The 17,529-nt window shown below is 52.2% G+C and carries 16 protein-coding genes and 1 riboswitch; of the genes, 7 read left to right on the top strand and 9 right to left on the bottom strand.

All coding sequences use genetic code 11. The annotated features are described in order from the left end of the window. Positions 1-32 precede the first annotated feature (32 nt). Together araC and WC5_RS11545 are read left to right on the top strand one after the other, a co-directional pair. Positions 33-911: an arabinose operon transcriptional regulator AraC gene (gene araC / locus WC5_RS11550; RefSeq protein WP_016159393.1), complete on the top strand. Its 879-nt coding sequence runs from the start codon at positions 33-35 to the stop codon at positions 909-911. Between the two features lie 85 nt (positions 912-996). Next, positions 997-1,761, top strand: a complete 765-nt coding sequence (locus tag WC5_RS11545) for a DedA family protein (protein ID WP_001148380.1) — start codon at positions 997-999, stop codon at positions 1,759-1,761. An 80-nt stretch (positions 1,762-1,841) separates the two neighbouring features. On the opposite strand, the gene thiQ is transcribed toward WC5_RS11545, so the two are convergent. The 9 genes from thiQ to leuL all read right to left on the bottom strand — a co-directional run bounded on the left by thiQ (position 1,842) and on the right by leuL (position 12,099). Further along, positions 1,842-2,540: a thiamine ABC transporter ATP-binding protein ThiQ gene (gene thiQ, locus WC5_RS11540; protein WP_000916314.1), complete on the bottom strand. Its 699-nt coding sequence runs from the start codon at positions 2,538-2,540 to the stop codon at positions 1,842-1,844. Continuing rightward, positions 2,524-4,134, bottom strand: a complete 1,611-nt coding sequence (gene thiP, locus WC5_RS11535; RefSeq protein WP_000235649.1) for a thiamine/thiamine pyrophosphate ABC transporter permease ThiP — start codon at positions 4,132-4,134, stop codon at positions 2,524-2,526. Before thiP ends, thiQ begins: the two co-directional genes overlap by 17 nt. Continuing rightward, positions 4,110-5,093 carry a thiamine ABC transporter substrate binding subunit gene (gene thiB / locus WC5_RS11530; RefSeq protein ID WP_010350060.1) on the bottom strand — a complete coding sequence of 328 codons (984 nt, stop codon included), beginning with the start codon at positions 5,091-5,093 and terminating at the stop codon, positions 4,110-4,112. Before thiB ends, thiP begins: the two co-directional genes overlap by 25 nt. Before the next feature lie 30 nt (positions 5,094-5,123). Next, positions 5,124-5,223: riboswitch (TPP riboswitch) on the bottom strand. Positions 5,224-5,256: 33 nt separating this feature from the next. Then, a complete protein-coding gene (gene sgrR, locus WC5_RS11525) occupies positions 5,257-6,912 on the bottom strand; it encodes a DNA-binding transcriptional regulator SgrR (protein ID WP_010350058.1) in 1,656 nt (551 codons plus the stop codon). Positions 6,913-7,238: 326 nt separating this feature from the next. Further along, positions 7,239-7,844, bottom strand: a complete 606-nt coding sequence (gene leuD, locus WC5_RS11515; protein ID WP_000818245.1) for a 3-isopropylmalate dehydratase small subunit — start codon at positions 7,842-7,844, stop codon at positions 7,239-7,241. Between the two features lie 10 nt (positions 7,845-7,854). Next, positions 7,855-9,255: a 3-isopropylmalate dehydratase large subunit gene (leuC, locus tag WC5_RS11510; protein WP_001140671.1), complete on the bottom strand. Its 1,401-nt coding sequence runs from the start codon at positions 9,253-9,255 to the stop codon at positions 7,855-7,857. Positions 9,256-9,257: 2 nt separating this feature from the next. Further along, on the bottom strand, positions 9,258-10,349 hold the full coding sequence (gene leuB / locus WC5_RS11505; protein WP_000042350.1) for a 3-isopropylmalate dehydrogenase: 1,092 nt from the start codon (positions 10,347-10,349) through the stop codon (positions 9,258-9,260). Continuing rightward, the gene (leuA, locus tag WC5_RS11500; RefSeq protein WP_000082870.1) at positions 10,349-11,920 is read right to left on the bottom strand and encodes a 2-isopropylmalate synthase; all 1,572 of its coding nucleotides are present in this window, start codon (positions 11,918-11,920) and stop codon (positions 10,349-10,351) included. Before leuA ends, leuB begins: the two co-directional genes overlap by 1 nt. Before the next feature lie 92 nt (positions 11,921-12,012). Beyond that, positions 12,013-12,099 (bottom strand): leu operon leader peptide, encoded by an 87-nt coding sequence (gene leuL, locus WC5_RS0122240; RefSeq protein ID WP_001300467.1) that lies wholly within the window; start codon positions 12,097-12,099, stop codon positions 12,013-12,015. Positions 12,100-12,756: 657 nt separating this feature from the next. Here leuL and leuO point away from each other — a divergent pair. The 5 genes from leuO to cra all read left to right on the top strand — a co-directional run bounded on the left by leuO (position 12,757) and on the right by cra (position 17,421). Further along, on the top strand, positions 12,757-13,701 hold the full coding sequence (leuO, locus tag WC5_RS11495; protein WP_010345415.1) for a transcriptional regulator LeuO: 945 nt from the start codon (positions 12,757-12,759) through the stop codon (positions 13,699-13,701). Between the two features lie 317 nt (positions 13,702-14,018). Then, on the top strand, positions 14,019-15,743 hold the full coding sequence (ilvI, locus tag WC5_RS11490; RefSeq protein WP_000425627.1) for an acetolactate synthase 3 large subunit: 1,725 nt from the start codon (positions 14,019-14,021) through the stop codon (positions 15,741-15,743). Between the two features lie 2 nt (positions 15,744-15,745). Then, the gene (gene ilvN / locus WC5_RS11485) at positions 15,746-16,237 is read left to right on the top strand and encodes an acetolactate synthase small subunit (protein ID WP_010355142.1); all 492 of its coding nucleotides are present in this window, start codon (positions 15,746-15,748) and stop codon (positions 16,235-16,237) included. An 11-nt stretch (positions 16,238-16,248) separates the two neighbouring features. Continuing rightward, positions 16,249-16,335 (top strand): hypothetical protein, encoded by an 87-nt coding sequence (locus tag WC5_RS25290; RefSeq protein ID WP_032147791.1) that lies wholly within the window; start codon positions 16,249-16,251, stop codon positions 16,333-16,335. A gap of 81 nt (positions 16,336-16,416) precedes the next feature. Continuing rightward, the gene (gene cra / locus WC5_RS11480; RefSeq protein ID WP_000762401.1) at positions 16,417-17,421 is read left to right on the top strand and encodes a catabolite repressor/activator; all 1,005 of its coding nucleotides are present in this window, start codon (positions 16,417-16,419) and stop codon (positions 17,419-17,421) included. Positions 17,422-17,529: the final 108 nt, after the last annotated feature.

The raw sequence follows: 17,529 nt of genomic DNA on the forward strand, positions 1-17,529 counted from the left end.
TTTCTTCTCTGATTGGCGGGAGTATGAAAAGTATGGCTGAAGCGCAAAATGATCCCCTGCTGCCGGGTTACTCGTTTAACGCCCATCTGGTGGCGGGTTTAACGCCGATTGAGGCCAACGGTTATCTCGATTTTTTTATCGACCGACCGCTGGGAATGAAAGGCTATATTCTCAACCTCACCATTCGTGGACAGGGTGTGGTGAAAAATCAGGGACGAGAATTTGTCTGCCGGCCGGGCGATATTTTGCTGTTCCCGCCGGGCGAAATTCATCATTACGGTCGTCATCCGGAGGCTCGTGAATGGTATCACCAGTGGGTTTACTTTCGTCCGCGCGCCTACTGGCACGAATGGCTTAACTGGCCGTCGATATTTGCCAATACCGGTTTCTTTCGCCCGGACGAAGCGCACCAGCCGCATTTCAGCGACTTGTTCGGGCAAATCATTAATGCCGGGCAAGGGGAAGGGCGCTATTCGGAGTTGCTGGCGATAAATCTTCTTGAGCAATTATTACTGCGGCGCATGGAAGCGATAAATGAGTCGCTCCATCCGCCAATGGATAATCGGGTACGCGAGGCTTGTCAGTACATTAGCGATCACCTGGCGGACAGCAATTTTGATATCGCCAGCGTCGCGCAGCATGTTTGCCTGTCGCCGTCGCGTCTGTCGCATTTGTTCCGCCAGCAGTTAGGGATTAGCGTCTTAAGCTGGCGCGAGGACCAACGCATTAGTCAGGCGAAGCTGCTTTTGAGCACCACCCGGATGCCTATCGCCACAGTCGGGCGCAATGTTGGCTTTGATGATCAACTCTATTTCTCGCGGGTATTTAAAAAATGTACCGGGGCGAGTCCGAGTGAGTTCCGTGCCGGTTGTGAAGAAAAAGTGAATGATGTAGCTGTCAGGTTGTCATAACTGGTAACGAATCAGACAATTGATGGCTTGACGGAGTGGCAATGGGTTTGCAGAATCCCTGCTTCGTCCCTTTGACAGGCACATTATGCAAGCATTGCTGGAACACTTTATTACCCAATCCACCGTGTACTCATTGATGGCGGTGTTATTGGTGGCTTTTCTGGAGTCGCTGGCGCTGGTCGGGTTGATTCTACCCGGTACGGTGCTGATGGCGGGGCTGGGGGCGCTGATTGGCAGTGGCGAGTTAAGTTTCTGGCACGCCTGGCTGGCAGGGATTATTGGCTGCCTGATGGGCGACTGGATCTCCTTCTGGCTGGGCTGGCGTTTTAAAAAGCCGTTGCATCGCTGGTCATTTCTGAAGAAAAACAAAGCACTACTCGACAAAACCGAACATGCGCTGCATCAGCACAGCATGTTCACCATTCTGGTCGGTCGTTTTGTCGGCCCGACGCGTCCGCTGGTGCCAATGGTGGCGGGGATGCTGGATCTGCCGGTGGCGAAATTTATCACGCCAAATATTATCGGCTGTTTGTTGTGGCCGCCGTTTTACTTCCTGCCGGGGATTCTGGCGGGCGCGGCGATTGATATTCCTGCCGGGATGCAGAGCGGTGAGTTTAAGTGGCTGTTGCTGGCGACGGCGGTGTTTTTGTGGGTTGGTGGCTGGCTGTGTTGGCGGTTATGGCGCAGCGGCAAAGCAACTGACCGTTTAAGTCATTATTTGTCGCGTGGTCATTTGTTGTGGCTGACACCGTTGATATCTGCCACTGGCGTGGTGGCGCTGGTGGTGTTAATTCGCCATCCGTTGATGCCGGTGTATATCGATATTTTGCGGAAAGTGGTTGGGGTTTAGGGGATAGTTTGCACCGGCGCTGGTTTGTTCCCCTCGCCCTAACCCTCAGCCCAGAGGGGCGAGGGGACTGTCCGGCGCTTTTAACCCATAATCCCCAACAGCGCCGAAGCACTCGCCTTACCGCTCAACAACTCATCGGTCTTACCCTGCCAGGCGATGCGCCCGTCGGCGACCACCACCGAGCGCGTGGCGATCCGCGCCGCATCTTCCACACTGTGCGACACCATCAATAGCGTCATTTTTTGCTGCTGGCAGCTCGTGCTCACCAGTGTCAGCATCTCCTGACGCAGCGCCGGATCGAGCGCGGAGAAGGGTTCATCGAGCAATAAAATGGGCTGTTCACGCACCAGACAACGCGCTAACGCGACGCGCTGCCGTTGACCGCCGGAAAGCTCACCTGGTAACCGTGCCATTAAATTATCAATCCCCATTTGACGGGCGATAGCGTGCATTTTCTCCTCCTGTACCGCGTTCAGCTTCAATCCCGGATTCAACCCCAGCCCGATGTTCTGCGCCACCGTCAGGTGACTGAACAGGTTGTTCTCCTGAAACAGCATCGACACCGGACGGCGTGACGGCGGCGTCGTGGTGTGATTAACGCCGTTGATAGTCAGCGAGCCACTGGCAGGCGTCAGAAAACCGGCGATCAAATTCAGCAGGGTACTTTTACCTGCGCCGCTTGGCCCGAGGATCGCCACCTGCTCGCCGCGTTCCACCGTTAGGCTAAAACGCATCGGTAAATGGTGGTAAAGCCAGGTGATATCAGTCAGTTTTAACATTTCGCCCCGGTAGTTTTTCAATCACGGTAAACAGCATAAAACAGAGCAGCAGCAGAATTAACGCGGTGACCGCGCCGTCCTGGCTGCGGTATGAGCCAATTTGCTGGTAGAGATAAAACGGCAGGGTGCGGAAATCATCGTTACCGAACAACGCCACTACGCCAAAATCACCGATCGACAGCACGCATGCAAAGGCCAGCGCCTGCGCCAGTGGACGTTTCAGGGCGCGCAGCTCCACCACTTTTAAGCGTGACCAGCCTTCAATCCCCAGCGACTGACATAACATGCTGTAGCGGGCGGTGATATCGCGCATCGGGTTTTCCAGCACTTTCAGCGCGTAAGGGATCGCCATTAACGCATTGGTGAAAATCACAATGCCGTCAGCAGATTGTGGCAGGCCAATGGTGTTGTTGAGCAGCAAAAAGAAGCCCGTTGCCAGCACAATCCCCGGCATGGCGAGGATCAACATACCGCTCATCTCCAGCGCCTGACCCGCCAGCATTTTTTGCCGCGCCCGCAGTTCGCGACTGCTCCATAGCAGCATCATGGTCAGCACCACGCACAATACGCCTGCCGCCAGCGCAATACGCAACGAGGTCCACAGCGCCTGCCACAGCACCGGTTGTGCCAGCACTTCCGGCAACTGGCGATTTACCCCATCGACGATCACCGCCAGTAACGGTGGCAGCAACAGCAGCAGCGCCAGCACAATTAACACCGTGTCGCAAATGCGGCTATGCAGACGATCGTCCGGGTCGCGCCAGCCTTGCAGCAGCGTGGTGCCGGGCGCAATGGCCTTACTCAATCGCTGACTCAGCAGCACCAGCCCAAGGCAACACACCATCTGGATCAGCGCCAGCATCGCCGCGCGGGCAGGATCGTAGTCGTAACTCAGCGCCTGATAAATAGCCAGCTCGATAGTGGTCGCCTGCGGACCGCCCCCCAGCGACAACACGGTGGCGAAGCTGGCGAAACAGAGCATAAAGATCAGCGCAGCAACCGGCGGGATTTGTCGCCGTAACCACGGCCATTCGACGAAGCGGAAAAAATGCCAGCCGCGCATCCCAAGCTGGGCAGCAAGCTGGCGTTGTTCGCCGGGAATGTTTTCCAGTGCCTGGAGTAATAAACGGCTCGCCATCGGCAGATTAAAAAATACGTGCGCCAGCAAAATACCTTGCAGGCCGTAGGGCGAAAAGGTCCATTCCAGACCGAGCGTTTGCCAGAGCGATGCCAGCCAGCCCTGACGACCATAGACGCTAAGAATACCAAAAACGGCGACCAGCACCGGCAGGATCAAGGTCATGGCGCACAGACGCAGCAGCGCCAGGCGTCCAGGAAAGCGTCTGCGATAGAGGGCGCGGGCAAGGAATATCGCGGGTACGACAGAAAGCAGCGCCGAGAGAAACGCCTGCCAGAAGGAGAAGCGCACCACGTGCCACAGGTAACTGTCCTGCCAGACTGCCACCCAGTCACCCTGCGGCGCGTTCCACCACAGGGCGAGAAACGCCGCCAGTGCAACCGCCATCATAAGCGTAGCGGCGCTTACACCTGGAATTAACCAGCCGGGAATTAACGGCTGACGGCGCGTTGCCATTCGCTAATCCATGCCTGACGTTGTGCCGCCACTTCGGCTGGCGTGAACTCCAGCGTGGTTGCTGGTTTGGTCAATTGTTCAAAACCGGCAGGCAGCGTGACGTTTGCCACCGGATACATCCAGTTGCCGGTTGGGATCGCATTCTGAAAAGCCGGAGAAACCATAAACTGGAGGAATTTTTGCGCCAGCTCCGGATGCTTGCTGGCAGCGGTGCGGGCGGCAACTTCCACCTGCAGATAGTGACCTTCGCTGAAGTTCGCGGCGGCGTAGTTATCTTTCTTCTCTTCGAGAATGTGATAAGCCGGAGAGGTGGTATAACTCAGTACCAGATCGCTTTCGCCTTTTAAAAACAGGCCGTAGGCTTCGCTCCAGCCTTTGGTGACCGTGACGGTTTTCTTCGCCAGTTTCTGCCAGGCCTGCGGGGCGTCATTGCCGTAGACTTTTTGCATCCACAGCAGCAGGCCCAGCCCCGGCGTACTGGTGCGCGGATCTTCATAAATCACCCGCCAGTTTTGATCGCTCTCAACCAGCTCTTTCAGGCTTTGTGGCGGATTTTTCAGTTTGTTTTTGTCATAGACGAAGGCGAAGTAGCCGTAATCAAACGGTACGAAAGTGTCATTATTCCAGCCGCCGGGAACGTTAACGGCATCGGCTGCCACGCCGCTTTTGGCAAACAGTCCGGTTTTGCTGGCGGCGTCTAACAGATTGTTATCCAGCCCCAGCACCACATCGGCTTTACTGTTTTTGCCTTCCATCCGCAGGCGGTTGAGCAGTGAGACACCATCTTCCAGTGCCACCAGTTTCAGTTCGCAATTACAGTCGGCTTCAAAGGCTTTTTTGACCACCGGACCAGGCCCCCAGTCGGCGGCAAAGGAGTCGTAGGTATAAACAGTCAGAACGGGTTTAGCGAAAACGGGCGCTGTGCACAGCAACAGCAGGGGAAGACATTTTTTTAACACTTTGCACCTCAAAAAAGAGTGGCAAAGGACTTGAGAAGGAGCCTCAAATCCCTTCGCCGGCGTTATCCGGATCAGGTTCGACGGGTATTTTCTCAGCGCACGCGTCTGCGTGGCACCCCGTTGAGAACGGCGTTAGTGTAGTGATTTTGTTATCAACCAGCAATCATGGATCCGGTGGCGCAAACCACGCTGATTTAAAATCGAACCAGCCGAGGGTATTCATGCGCAGACCGCGCATACTGCGTTGCCCCTGAATAATCAACCAGTGGTGGATCAGCGGCACCATCGCTTTGCTGGCGACCAGTTGCTGGCACCAGTTCGCCAGATTCATCTCGCCATTACGCCAGCGGGCGGCGTCGGCTTGCCAGTCGATCGGAATACAGTGTTGTAGCAGCGGCACCTCGCACAAGTGCGCGAACAGCGAAAAATCCAGCGGCAGCGTAAAGTTGGCGCTGTTAAGCCAGATGTCGCTTTCGATCTCACCTTCGTGCCATTGATCGTAGCTGATCTCATTGATGTTAAGCGTCACCTGATGACTTGCCAGAATTTGCTGCATGATCCTGGCAATTACCCGATGTTCAATATGATCCTGGTAAAAGGTCAGGGTGAGATGTTCCAGTCCGGCGGGTTTTTCGCAATGCGTGGGGCGGGCATGGTGCCAACGGGGAAGCAACCCATAGGCCGGGAACCAGAGTTGTTGGTACTGTTCCTCGGCGAAATAAACCAGATTGGTCGGCGAAAGCACATAGCTTACCCAGTCTCTGACTTGCTGATTCGCCCCGCGATGGGTGCGGCTGTCGAACAGTAAATAATAGCAACCTTCCTCCAGGCGGCTTTCAATCTCTTTTTCCTCGCCCTGCGGCCCTTTCAGCATCAGCCCTCCGGCTGGCTCGTCGGCAATTTCCGGCAAGACCCAGACGTTAACCTCGTCGATTAGCGCGCGATAACCGAAGAAGTCATCGAATGCCTGAATTTTCAACTGATTGGCGCTGTTACGCATTACCGCATACGGACCAGTGCCGATGGGATGGCTGGCAAAGTTGCTGAGGGTTTCCCATTCACGCGGCAGGATCATCGCCGGAACTTGCCCCAGCAGTAACGGCAACCAGCGGTCTGGTTGTGTGAGATGGATATCCAGCGTCCAGGGCGTCGGCGATACAATTTCAGCAATGTGGGAGTAGAGCGGCAGCGTATTGATCCGTTTCAAAGAGGCAATTACGTCGTCCATTTCCAGTTCACGCCCATGATGAAAATGAACTCCCGGACGTAAAAAGAAACGCCAGTGAAGCGGAGAAATTTGTTGCCAGTGGTGGGCGATGTCCGCTTCCAGTTCCCCATTTTCCTCATTTATGCGGGTTAACGCGCTGAAGATTTGCCGGGCGATATGCGTTTCGGAACGGCGTAATGCGCTGCCAGGCATCAGGTTGCGCAACGGACGATAGTAGAGGACGCGCAGGATGTGCCGCCCCTGGCGGAAGCTACGCCCCAGATGAGAAACCAGCATTTGCCGCACAGCGGTTTTATCACCAACGAGTTGCACCAGTTGGTCGATACGATCCTGTTCCAGTAAGTCCTCTGCCCGCTGTTGTTGTAGCGCCAGCCCGGTATAGAGAAACGTTAAACGCGAGCGTTTGCCGCGCCCGACTTCCGCTTCCCACGTCAGCCAGCCGCGATCCTGCATGGTGTTGAGCAGGGTGCGCATATGACGGCGGGAGCAGCTCAATAACTCCGCCAGTTCGTTCAGCGTTGTCTCCTGCGATTTACCCTCGCAGCATTGCCACAGGCGGATGAACTGTTGTTGCAGACGAGCAGATGGCATAAAAGGGGAACTCCTGCGCAAAAGTCAGCAATTTTATTTTCCCTATATTAAGTCAATAATTCTTAACGATGAAGCAATGAGGTATCCCATGCGTCAGTTTTATTGGCACTATTTTATCGTGACAGAGAAGATGTGCTGGCTTCGCGGGTTAATCGTTCTACAACGTTTAGTCATGCCTGAAGAACGGATACCGTGGGAGGGGAGTTACTTTGACTACTGATTTGCAGACATCATGTGTGACTGAGTATTGGTGTTAATCGCCACGCCAGCAGTGAATACCTGCTGGCTTTTTTCTTTTTGGCGATTGAGTGCGGACGGAGTACAAACTAACGCATAAACGCTGGTTGCTTCTCTTCATAAGACGCGATGGCGTCGCCGTGCTGCAGTGTCAGACCGATGCTGTCCAGACCATTCATCATGCAGTGGCGGCGGAAGGCATCAATAGCAAAGCGATAAGTTTTATCACCCGCTTTCACTTCTTGAGCTTCCAGATCCACATCGAAATGAATTCCCGGATTGGCTTGCACCAACGCAAACAGCTCATCCACTTCGGCATCGCTTAATTTCACCGGCAGCAACTGGTTGTTAAAGCTGTTACCGTAAAAGATATCGGCGAAACTCGGCGCAATCACCACTTTAAAACCGTAATCAGTCAACGCCCACGGCGCGTGCTCACGCGAGGAACCGCAGCCGAAGTTTTCCCGCGTCAGTAAAATGGATGCGCCCTGATATTGCGGGAAGTTCAGCACGAAATCCGGGTTTGGCTGTTGGCCTTTTTCATCGAGAAAACGCCAGTCGTTAAACAGATGCGCGCCAAAACCAGTGCGCGTCACTTTCTGCAAAAACTGTTTCGGGATGATTGCATCTGTGTCGACATTGGCGGCATCCAGCGGAACCACCAGGCCTGTGTGTTTGATAAATTTCTCTGCCATGGTGTGCTCCTTATTTAATGTTGCGGATATCGGCAAAATGACCAGTAACAGCAGCGGCGGCAGCCATTGCCGGGCTGACCAGATGCGTACGCCCGCCGCGCCCCTGGCGGCCTTCAAAGTTACGGTTGCTGGTGGAGGCACAACGTTCGCCCGGATTCAGACGATCGTTGTTCATCGCCAGACACATTGAGCAGCCAGGCAAGCGCCATTCAAAACCGGCTTCAATAAAGATTTTGTCCAGACCTTCTGCTTCTGCCTGGGCTTTTACCGGACCGGAGCCGGGAACCACCAGCGCCTGTACGCCTGGCGCGACTTTCCGACCTTTGGCGATTTCCGCTGCCGCGCGTAAATCTTCAATGCGCGAGTTGGTGCAGGAACCGATAAACACTTTGTCGATAGCGACTTCAGTCAGCGGAATACCCGGTTTCAGCCCCATATAGGCCAGTGCTTTTTCTGCCGACGCGCGTTCAACCGGATCGGAAAATGAAGCGGGATCAGGGATATTCTCGTTAACGGAGATCACCTGTCCTGGGTTAGTTCCCCAGGTCACCTGCGGGGCGATCTCTTCTGCCTGTAAAGTAACAACGGTATCGAAAGTTGCACCTTCGTCGGTTTGCAGGGTTTTCCAGTAGGCAACGGCGTCGTCGAAATCTTTGCCCTTCGGCGCATGAAGACGGCCTTTGACATAGTTAAAGGTGGTTTCGTCTGGTGCAACCAGACCGGCTTTCGCGCCCATTTCGATTGCCATATTACACAGGGTCATACGACCTTCCATGCTCAAATTGCGGATCGCTTCGCCGCAAAATTCCACCACATGCCCGGTGCCGCCTGCGCTGCCAGTTTTACCGATAATCGCCAGTACGATATCTTTTGCGGTAATACCTGGTGCGGCTTTGCCCTGAACTTCAATTTTCATGGTCTTTGCGCGTCCCTGTTTCAGGGTTTGCGTTGCCAGCACGTGTTCAACTTCGGAAGTGCCGATACCAAAGGCCAGTGCGCCAAACGCACCGTGAGTGGCGGTATGAGAGTCACCGCAAACAATGGTCATTCCTGGTAACGTCACGCCCTGTTCTGGTCCCATCACGTGGACGATCCCTTGATACGGGTGATTCAGGTCATACAGCTCGACGCCAAATTCTTTGCAGTTTTTGATCAGCTCCTGCATCTGGATGCGCGCCATTTCTCCGCAGGCATTAATGTCTTTGGTCTGGGTAGAGACGTTGTGATCCATGGTGGCGAAGGTTTTACCCGGCTGACGCACCGGGCGACCGTGGGCGCGCAGACCATCGAACGCCTGCGGTGAGGTCACTTCGTGTACCAGATGGCGGTCGATATATAACAGCGGGGTTTCGTTTTCGGCTTCGTAGACTACGTGAGCGTCGAACAATTTTTCGTATAACGTCTTAGCCATGATTACACCCCTTCAGCCACATAGCGGGCAATGATATCGCCCATTTCATCGGTACTAACGGCGGCAGCGCCACGGGCTAAATCTCCGGTGCGAATGCCTTCTTCTAATGCGCGGTTAATGGCGCGTTCAATGGCGGAAGCCGCATCATCGGCATCCAGGCTGTAGCGCAGCAGCAGCGCCAGCGACAGAATTTGCGCAATCGGGTTGGCGATATTTTTGCCTGCGATATCTGGTGCCGAGCCGCCCGCCGGTTCATACAGTCCAAAACCTTGCTCGTTCAGGCTGGCGGAAGGCAACATGCCCATCGAGCCAGTGATCATTGCGCATTCATCAGAAAGAATGTCGCCAAACAGGTTGGAGCACAGCAGAACGTCAAACTGCGATGGATCTTTAATCAGCTGCATGGTGGCGTTGTCGATGTACATATGCGCCAGTTTGACATCCGGGTATTCAATGGCGATCTCGTTAACGATCTCCCGCCATAAAATAGAGGATTGCAGCACGTTGGCTTTATCGATTGAGGTAACTTTGTGGCGACGCTTGCGGGCAGATTCAAACGCGATGCGGGCAATACGCTCGATCTCAAAACGGTGGTACACCTCGGTATCAAACGCTTTTTCATATTGTCCGCTACCTTCGCGGCCTTTGGGCTGACCGAAATAGATGCCGCCAGTCAGTTCGCGCACACACAGGATGTCGAAGCCGTTAGCGGCAATGTCTGCGCGCAGCGGGCAGAACGCTTCCAGCCCCTGATACAGTTTTGCCGGACGCAGGTTGCTGAATAATTTGAAGTGCTTACGCAAAGGCAACAGCGCGCCGCGTTCTGGTTGCTGGTCTGGTGGTAAATGTTCCCACTTCGGGCCACCAACTGAGCCAAACAGCACAGCATCGGCTTGCTCACAACCTTCAACCGTCGCAGGTGGCAGTGGCTGCCCGTGGTTATCAATGGCTGCGCCGCCTACATCGTAATGGCTGGTGGTGATGCGCATCGCAAAGCGGTTACGCACGGCGTCCAGCACTTTCAGCGCCTGGGTCATCACTTCCGGCCCGATCCCATCTCCGGGCAATACGGCAATATGGTAATTCTTCGACATCACACGGTTTCCTTGTTGTTTTCGTTGTGTTGAGCTTTGCGTTGCAACTCTTTTTCGACTTCTGCGGCGCGCCAGATATTGTTCAGCACGTGTACCATCGCTTTAGCGGAGGACTCGACAATATCGGTAGCCAGGCCGACGCCATGGAAGCGGCGACCATTGTAGTTGGCAACAATATCCACCTGACCCAGCGCATCTTTACCGTGACCTTTGGCGGTCAGGCTGTATTTCACCAGTTCGACGTTATAGTCAGTGATGCGGTTAATTGCCTGGTAGACGGCATCGACCGGACCGTTACCATTGGCGGCTTCCGCTTTTACTTCCTCGCCACAGACCAGTTTGACGGCAGCGGTGGCGATATCGTTAGAACCAGACTGCACGCTGAAGTAATCCAGACGGAAATGCTCCGGTTCTTCTTGCTGTTTACCGATGAAGGCCAGCGCCTCCAGGTCGTAATCAAACACCTGACCTTTCTTATCTGCCAGTTTCAGAAACGCGTCGTACAGGTTGTCTAAATTATATTCACTTTCTTTATATCCCATCTCATCCATGCGGTGTTTCACCGCCGCACGACCGGAACGAGAGGTCAAATTCAACTGGATTTGGTTCAGACCAATAGATTCTGGTGTCATGATTTCGTAATTTTCGCGATTTTTCAGCACGCCATCCTGGTGAATGCCGGAGGAGTGCGCGAACGCACCGCTGCCGACAATGGCTTTGTTTGCCGGAATCGGCATATTACAAATCTGGCTAACTAACTGGCTGGTGCGCCATATTTCCTGGTGATTAATGGCGGTGTGGACGTTGAGAATATCCTTACGTACCTTGATCGCCATGATCACTTCTTCCAGCGAACAGTTACCGGCACGCTCGCCGATCCCGTTCATCGCGCCTTCTACCTGCCGCGCGCCGGCATGTACCGCCGCCAGTGAGTTGCCGACCGCCAGACCCAAATCATCGTGGGTATGTACGGAAATAATGGCTTTATCGATGTTGGGTACGCGTTCATACAGGCCGCTGATGATTCCGGCGAACTCAAACGGCATGGTGTAGCCCACGGTATCCGGAATGTTGATGGTGGTGGCACCGGCGTTAATCGCCGCTTCGACCACTCGCGCCAGGTCGGCAATCGGTGTGCGTCCGGCATCTTCGCAAGAAAATTCAACATCATCGGTGTAATTGCGTGCGCGTTTCACCATATAGATGGCGCGTTCGATCACCTCATCCAGCGTGCTGCGCAGCTTGGTGGCGATGTGCATTGGGGAGGTGGCAATAAAGGTATGAATACGGAAGGCTTCGGCGACTTTCAGAGATTCGGCCGCTACGTCGATATCTTTTTCCACGCAGCGGGCTAACGCACATACGCGGCTGTTTTTAACCTGGCGGGCGATGGTTTGCACTGATTCAAAATCGCCCGGCGAAGAGACGGGAAAACCGACTTCCATCACGTCGACCCCCATACGCTCAAGACCCAGCGCAATTTGCAGTTTTTCTTTCACACTCAAGCTTGCCTGTAACGCCTGTTCACCGTCGCGCAATGTGGTATCGAAAATAATGACTTGCTGGCTCATGGTTTGGGTCCTTGTCTCTTTTAGAGCGCCTCGCTTCGGGCATAAAAAAACCCGCGCAATGGCGCGGGTTTTTTGTTTGACTGCGTGCTGGCTTAATGCTGAATGCCGCTCACTCGTCTACCGCGCAAAGAAGATGCGTTTAGTAGTAGTAGACCGATAAAGCGAACGATGTGAGTCATTAAATCAGCTCCAGATGAATGCGATATGCTTTTAGAGTTACTGGATACAAAAACGGATGTCAACCCTGACGCAACAAAAACGTCCCGCCAGCATGAGTTCTGCATGAGTTGAATTAGCTAATTGTGCTGCGCGGGTTCAAACAGTCGATATTAATTTCTGCTTAACCACACATTCCTTTCATTGGTGGACATACTTCAGAATAATTTATGGCATTTAATCAATGAGGTAAAAGGAGGGAAATTTATTCTTTACCCTGTCTATCCTGATGATTTTTATTGAATTATATTTTGAGTGAATGTTTTGATATTGATTTTATGAATATTATTGATCGATTAATGTTAAGAATTAATGCATCAAATATATAAATTAATTATTAAATGCGCACGTTTAATCCATTTTTGGGATGATTGAGTATTCGCGGAACTTATGATTAGATTGTTTTCGCAACAAAAACATTATGGATTATTATGCTGTGGTGAATGACTCTTCGCACGGCAATGGATTCTGTTTTTATCAGAACCCGTATCTTTATTTTTTCCTAATTTTACGCATTTTTCTTTTTCTTATTTTATATGCATGGTAAATCATATTTTTCAGGATTATTTCTCTGCATTCCAATAAGGGAAAGGGAGTTAAGTGTGACAGTGGAGTTAACTATGTCAGAGGTAAAAACAGATCATCCAGAAATTGCGGAGTTAAGCAAGCCACAGCTACGCATGGTCGATCTAAACTTATTAACCGTTTTCGATGCCGTGATGCAGGAGCAGAACATTACCCGTGCCGCGCATGTTCTGGGCATGTCGCAACCTGCGGTCAGTAACGCTGTTGCACGCCTGAAGGTGATGTTTAATGACGAGCTTTTTGTTCGTTATGGGCGTGGTATCCAACCGACTGCCCGCGCTTTTCAACTTTTTGGCTCTGTGCGTCAGGCGCTGCAATTAGTGCAAAACGAATTACCAGGTTCAGGTTTTGAGCCGGCCAGCAGCGAACGTGTATTCCATCTTTGCGTTTGCAGCCCGTTAGATAGCATTCTTACCTCGCAGATTTATAATCACATTGAGCAAATCGCGCCAAATATTCATGTGATATTCAAGTCTTCATTAAATCAGAACACCGAACATCAGCTACGTTATCAGGAAACGGAGTTTGTTATTAGTTATGAAGACTTCCATCGTCCTGAATTTACCAGTGTGCCATTATTTAAAGATGAAATGGTGCTGGTAGCCAGCAAGAACCATCCGACTATTAAAGGCCCATTACTGAAACATGACGTTTATAACGAACAACATGCGGCGGTTTCGCTTGATCGTTTCGCGTCATTTAGTCAACCGTGGTATGACACGGTAGATAAGCAAGCCAGTATCGCGTATCAGGGCATGGCAATGATGAGCGTCCTTAGCGTGGTGTCGCAAACCCATCTGGTTGCTATTGCGCCGCGTTGGTTGGCTGAAGAGTTCGCTGAATCCTTAGAGTTACAGGTGTTACCGCTGCCGTTAAAACAAAACAGCAGAACCTGTTATCTCTCCTGGCATGAAGCTGCCGGGCGTGATAAAGGCCATCAATGGATGGAAGAGCAATTAGTCTCTATTTGTAAACGTTAAGCAAAGGCAGAATAAATCAGGCGCGTAATTCTGGTTTATTCTGCATTTTTTATTAAATGTAGAATTTTATTCTGAATACATGTTTGCCCTGATTTTAGAAATAATGAAAAAATAGAGAAATTGCTGTAACTGGTCGAATTTGACCGATTTATTATCAATTCTGTCCGCCATTCTGGATTATTTTATCGTTTATTTTCTCCTTTCCTCCTGTTTATTCTTATTTCTTCACGCTTGTGGCTCTGCTTGTCAATTGCTTAAGCAAGATCGGACGGTTAATGTGTTTTACACATTTTTTCCGCCAAACAGTGAGGCAAGCCATGGAGATGTTGTCTGGAGCCGAGATGGTCGTCCGATCGCTTATCGATCAGGGCGTTAAACAAGTATTCGGTTATCCCGGAGGCGCAGTCCTTGATATTTACGATGCATTGCATACCGTGGGCGGTATTGATCACGTATTAGTTCGTCATGAGCAGGCAGCGGTACATATGGCCGATGGCCTGGCGCGCGCGACCGGAGAAGTGGGCGTTGTGCTGGTGACATCGGGTCCTGGAGCCACCAACGCAATTACCGGTATCGCCACCGCCTATATGGACTCCATTCCGCTGGTTATCCTTTCCGGGCAGGTGGCAACCTCGCTGATAGGTTACGATGCCTTTCAGGAGTGTGACATGGTGGGAATTTCCCGGCCGGTGGTTAAACACAGTTTTCTGGTTAAGCAAACGGAAGACATTCCGCAGGTGCTGAAAAAGGCTTTCTGGCTGGCGGCAAGCGGGCGTCCTGGTCCGGTGGTGGTTGATTTACCGAAAGATATTCTTAATCCGGCGAACAAATTACCTTACGTCTGGCCGGAATCGGTCAGTATGCGCTCGTATAACCCGACAACGTTGGGTCATAAAGGGCAGATTAAACGTGCACTACAAACGCTGGCTGCGGCGAAAAAACCGGTCGTTTACGTAGGCGGTGGCGCAGTGACTGCGGCTTGCCATCAACAACTCAAACAGATTATTGAGCAACTTAATCTTCCTGTCGTCTCGTCATTAATGGGATTAGGCGCGTTTCCGGCAACGCATCGTCAGGCGCTGGGAATGCTGGGAATGCACGGCACTTACGAAGCCAATATGACAATGCATAATGCCGATGTCATTTTTGCGGTTGGCGTACGCTTTGATGATCGCACTACTAACAATCTGGCAAAGTACTGCCCAAATGCGACGGTGTTACATATTGATATCGATCCAACCTCTATCTCAAAAACCGTGACCGCCGACATCCCGATCGTTGGCGATGCGCGGCTGGTGTTGGATCAAATGCTGGAGTTGCTGGCACAAGAAACGGCTCACCAACCGTTGGATGAAATCCGTGATTGGTGGCAGAAAATTGAACAGTGGCGCGCTCGCCAGTGCCTTAAATACGACACTCGGAGCGAAAAGATTAAACCGCAGGCGGTGATCGAGACACTCTGGCGACTGACGAAGGGGGACGCTTACGTTACGTCCGACGTCGGGCAGCACCAGATGTTCGCCGCACTTTATTATCCTTTCGACAAACCGCGTCGCTGGATCAACTCCGGTGGCCTCGGCACCATGGGGTTTGGTTTACCTGCGGCGCTGGGCGTCAAAATGGCGCTGCCGGAAGAAACTGTGGTCTGCGTTACTGGCGACGGCAGTATTCAGATGAACATTCAGGAACTGTCTACTGCCTTGCAATACGAGCTTCCGGTGTTGGTGGTGAATCTTAATAACCGCTATCTGGGGATGGTGAAACAGTGGCAGGACATGATCTATTCCGGTCGTCATTCACAATCTTATATGCAATCTCTGCCAGATTTCGTCCGTCTGGCAGAAGCCTATGGTCATGTTGGTATCCAGATTTCGCGCCCGGATGAGCTGGAAAGTAAACTTGGCGAGGCGCTGGAACAGGTACGAAATAATCGCCTGGTATTTGTTGATGTCACCGTCGATGGCAGTGAGCACGTTTATCCGATGCAGATTCGCGGGGGCGGAATGGATGAAATGTGGTTAAGCAAAACGGAGAGAACCTGATTATGCGCCGGATATTATCGGTATTACTCGAAAATGAATCAGGCGCGTTATCCCGCGTGATCGGCCTTTTTGCCCAGCGTGGCTATAACATTGAAAGCCTGACCGTTGCGCCAACCGACGATCCGACATTATCGCGCATGACTATCCAGACCGTGGGCGATGAAAAAGTGCTTGAGCAGATCGAAAAGCAATTACACAAGCTGGTCGATGTGTTGCGCGTGAGCGAGCTGGGGCAGGGTGCGCACGTTGAGCGGGAGATTATGCTGGTGAAAATTCAGGCCAGCGGCTATGGACGTGACGAAGTGAAACGCAATACGGAAATATTTCGTGGGCAAATCATTGATGTCACGCCTTCGCTTTATACCGTTCAACTGGCAGGCACCAGCGATAAACTCGATGCATTTTTAGCATCGATTCGCGATGTGGCGAAAATTGTTGAAGTTGCCCGCTCTGGCGTCGTCGGTCTTTCGCGCGGCGATAAAATAATGCGTTGAGAATGATCTCAATGCGCAATTTGCAGCCCAATAAGCCACGTTGGGCTTTTTTTGCGAATTTAGTAGGAACCTGGAATAAAAGCAGTTGCCGCAGTTAATTTTCTGCGCTTAGATGTTAATGAATTTAATCCATACCAGTACAATGGTTATGGTTTTTACATTTTACGCAAGGGGCAATTGTGAAACTGGATGAAATCGCTCGGCTGGCGGGAGTGTCGCGGACCACTGCAAGCTATGTTATTAACGGCAAAGCGAAGCAATACCGTGTGAGCGACAAAACCGTTGAGAAAGTCATGGCAGTGGTGCGTGAGCACAATTACCACCCGAATGCCGTGGCGGCTGGGCTTCGTGCTGGACGCACACGTTCTATTGGTCTTGTTATCCCCGATCTTGAGAACACAAGTTATACCCGCATTGCTAACTATCTTGAACGCCAGGCGCGTCAACGCGGTTATCAGCTACTCATTGCTTGTTCCGAAGATCAGCCAGACAACGAAATGCGTTGTATTGAGCATCTTTTACAACGTCAGGTCGATGCCATCATTGTTTCGACTTCGCTGCCGCCAGAGCATCCTTTCTATCAACGCTGGGCTAATGACCCGTTCCCGATTGTCGCGCTGGATCGCGCCCTCGATCGTGAACATTTCACCAGCGTGGTTGGTGCCGACCAGGATGATGCTGAAATGTTGGCGGAAGAGTTACGTAAGTTTCCGGCCGAAACGGTACTTTATCTTGGCGCGCTGCCGGAGCTTTCTGTCAGCTTCCTGCGTGAGCAGGGTTTCCGTACTGCCTGGAAAGATGATCCGCGCGAAGTGCATTTCCTTTATGCCAATAGCTATGAGCGGGAAGCTGCTGCCCAGTTATTCGAAAAATGGCTGGAAACGCATCCGATGCCGCAGGCGCTGTTCACTACCTCTTTTGCATTGTTGCAGGGAGTGATGGATGTCACGCTGCGCCGCGATGGTAAACTGCCTTCCGATCTGGCGATTGCCACCTTTGGCGATAACGAATTGCTCGACTTCTTACAATGTCCTGTGCTGGCAGTGGCTCAGCGTCATCGGGATGTCGCAGAGCGCGTGCTGGAGATTGTCCTGGCGAGTCTGGATGAGCCGCGTAAGCCAAAACCAGGTTTAACGCGCATCAAACGAAATCTCTATCGTCGCGGCGTCCTCAGCCGTAGCTAAACGTTAAACAAAAAATGATGCGCTGGTTGATTGCGGCTGGCGCATTGAGTACGTAATTGGACATCAATATCCTTTATGTAAATAAGACTATTCCTGACTATTATCCAT

Source organism: Escherichia sp. KTE114, assembly GCF_000407765.1.
Lineage (GTDB): Bacteria > Pseudomonadota > Gammaproteobacteria > Enterobacterales > Enterobacteriaceae > Escherichia > Escherichia ruysiae.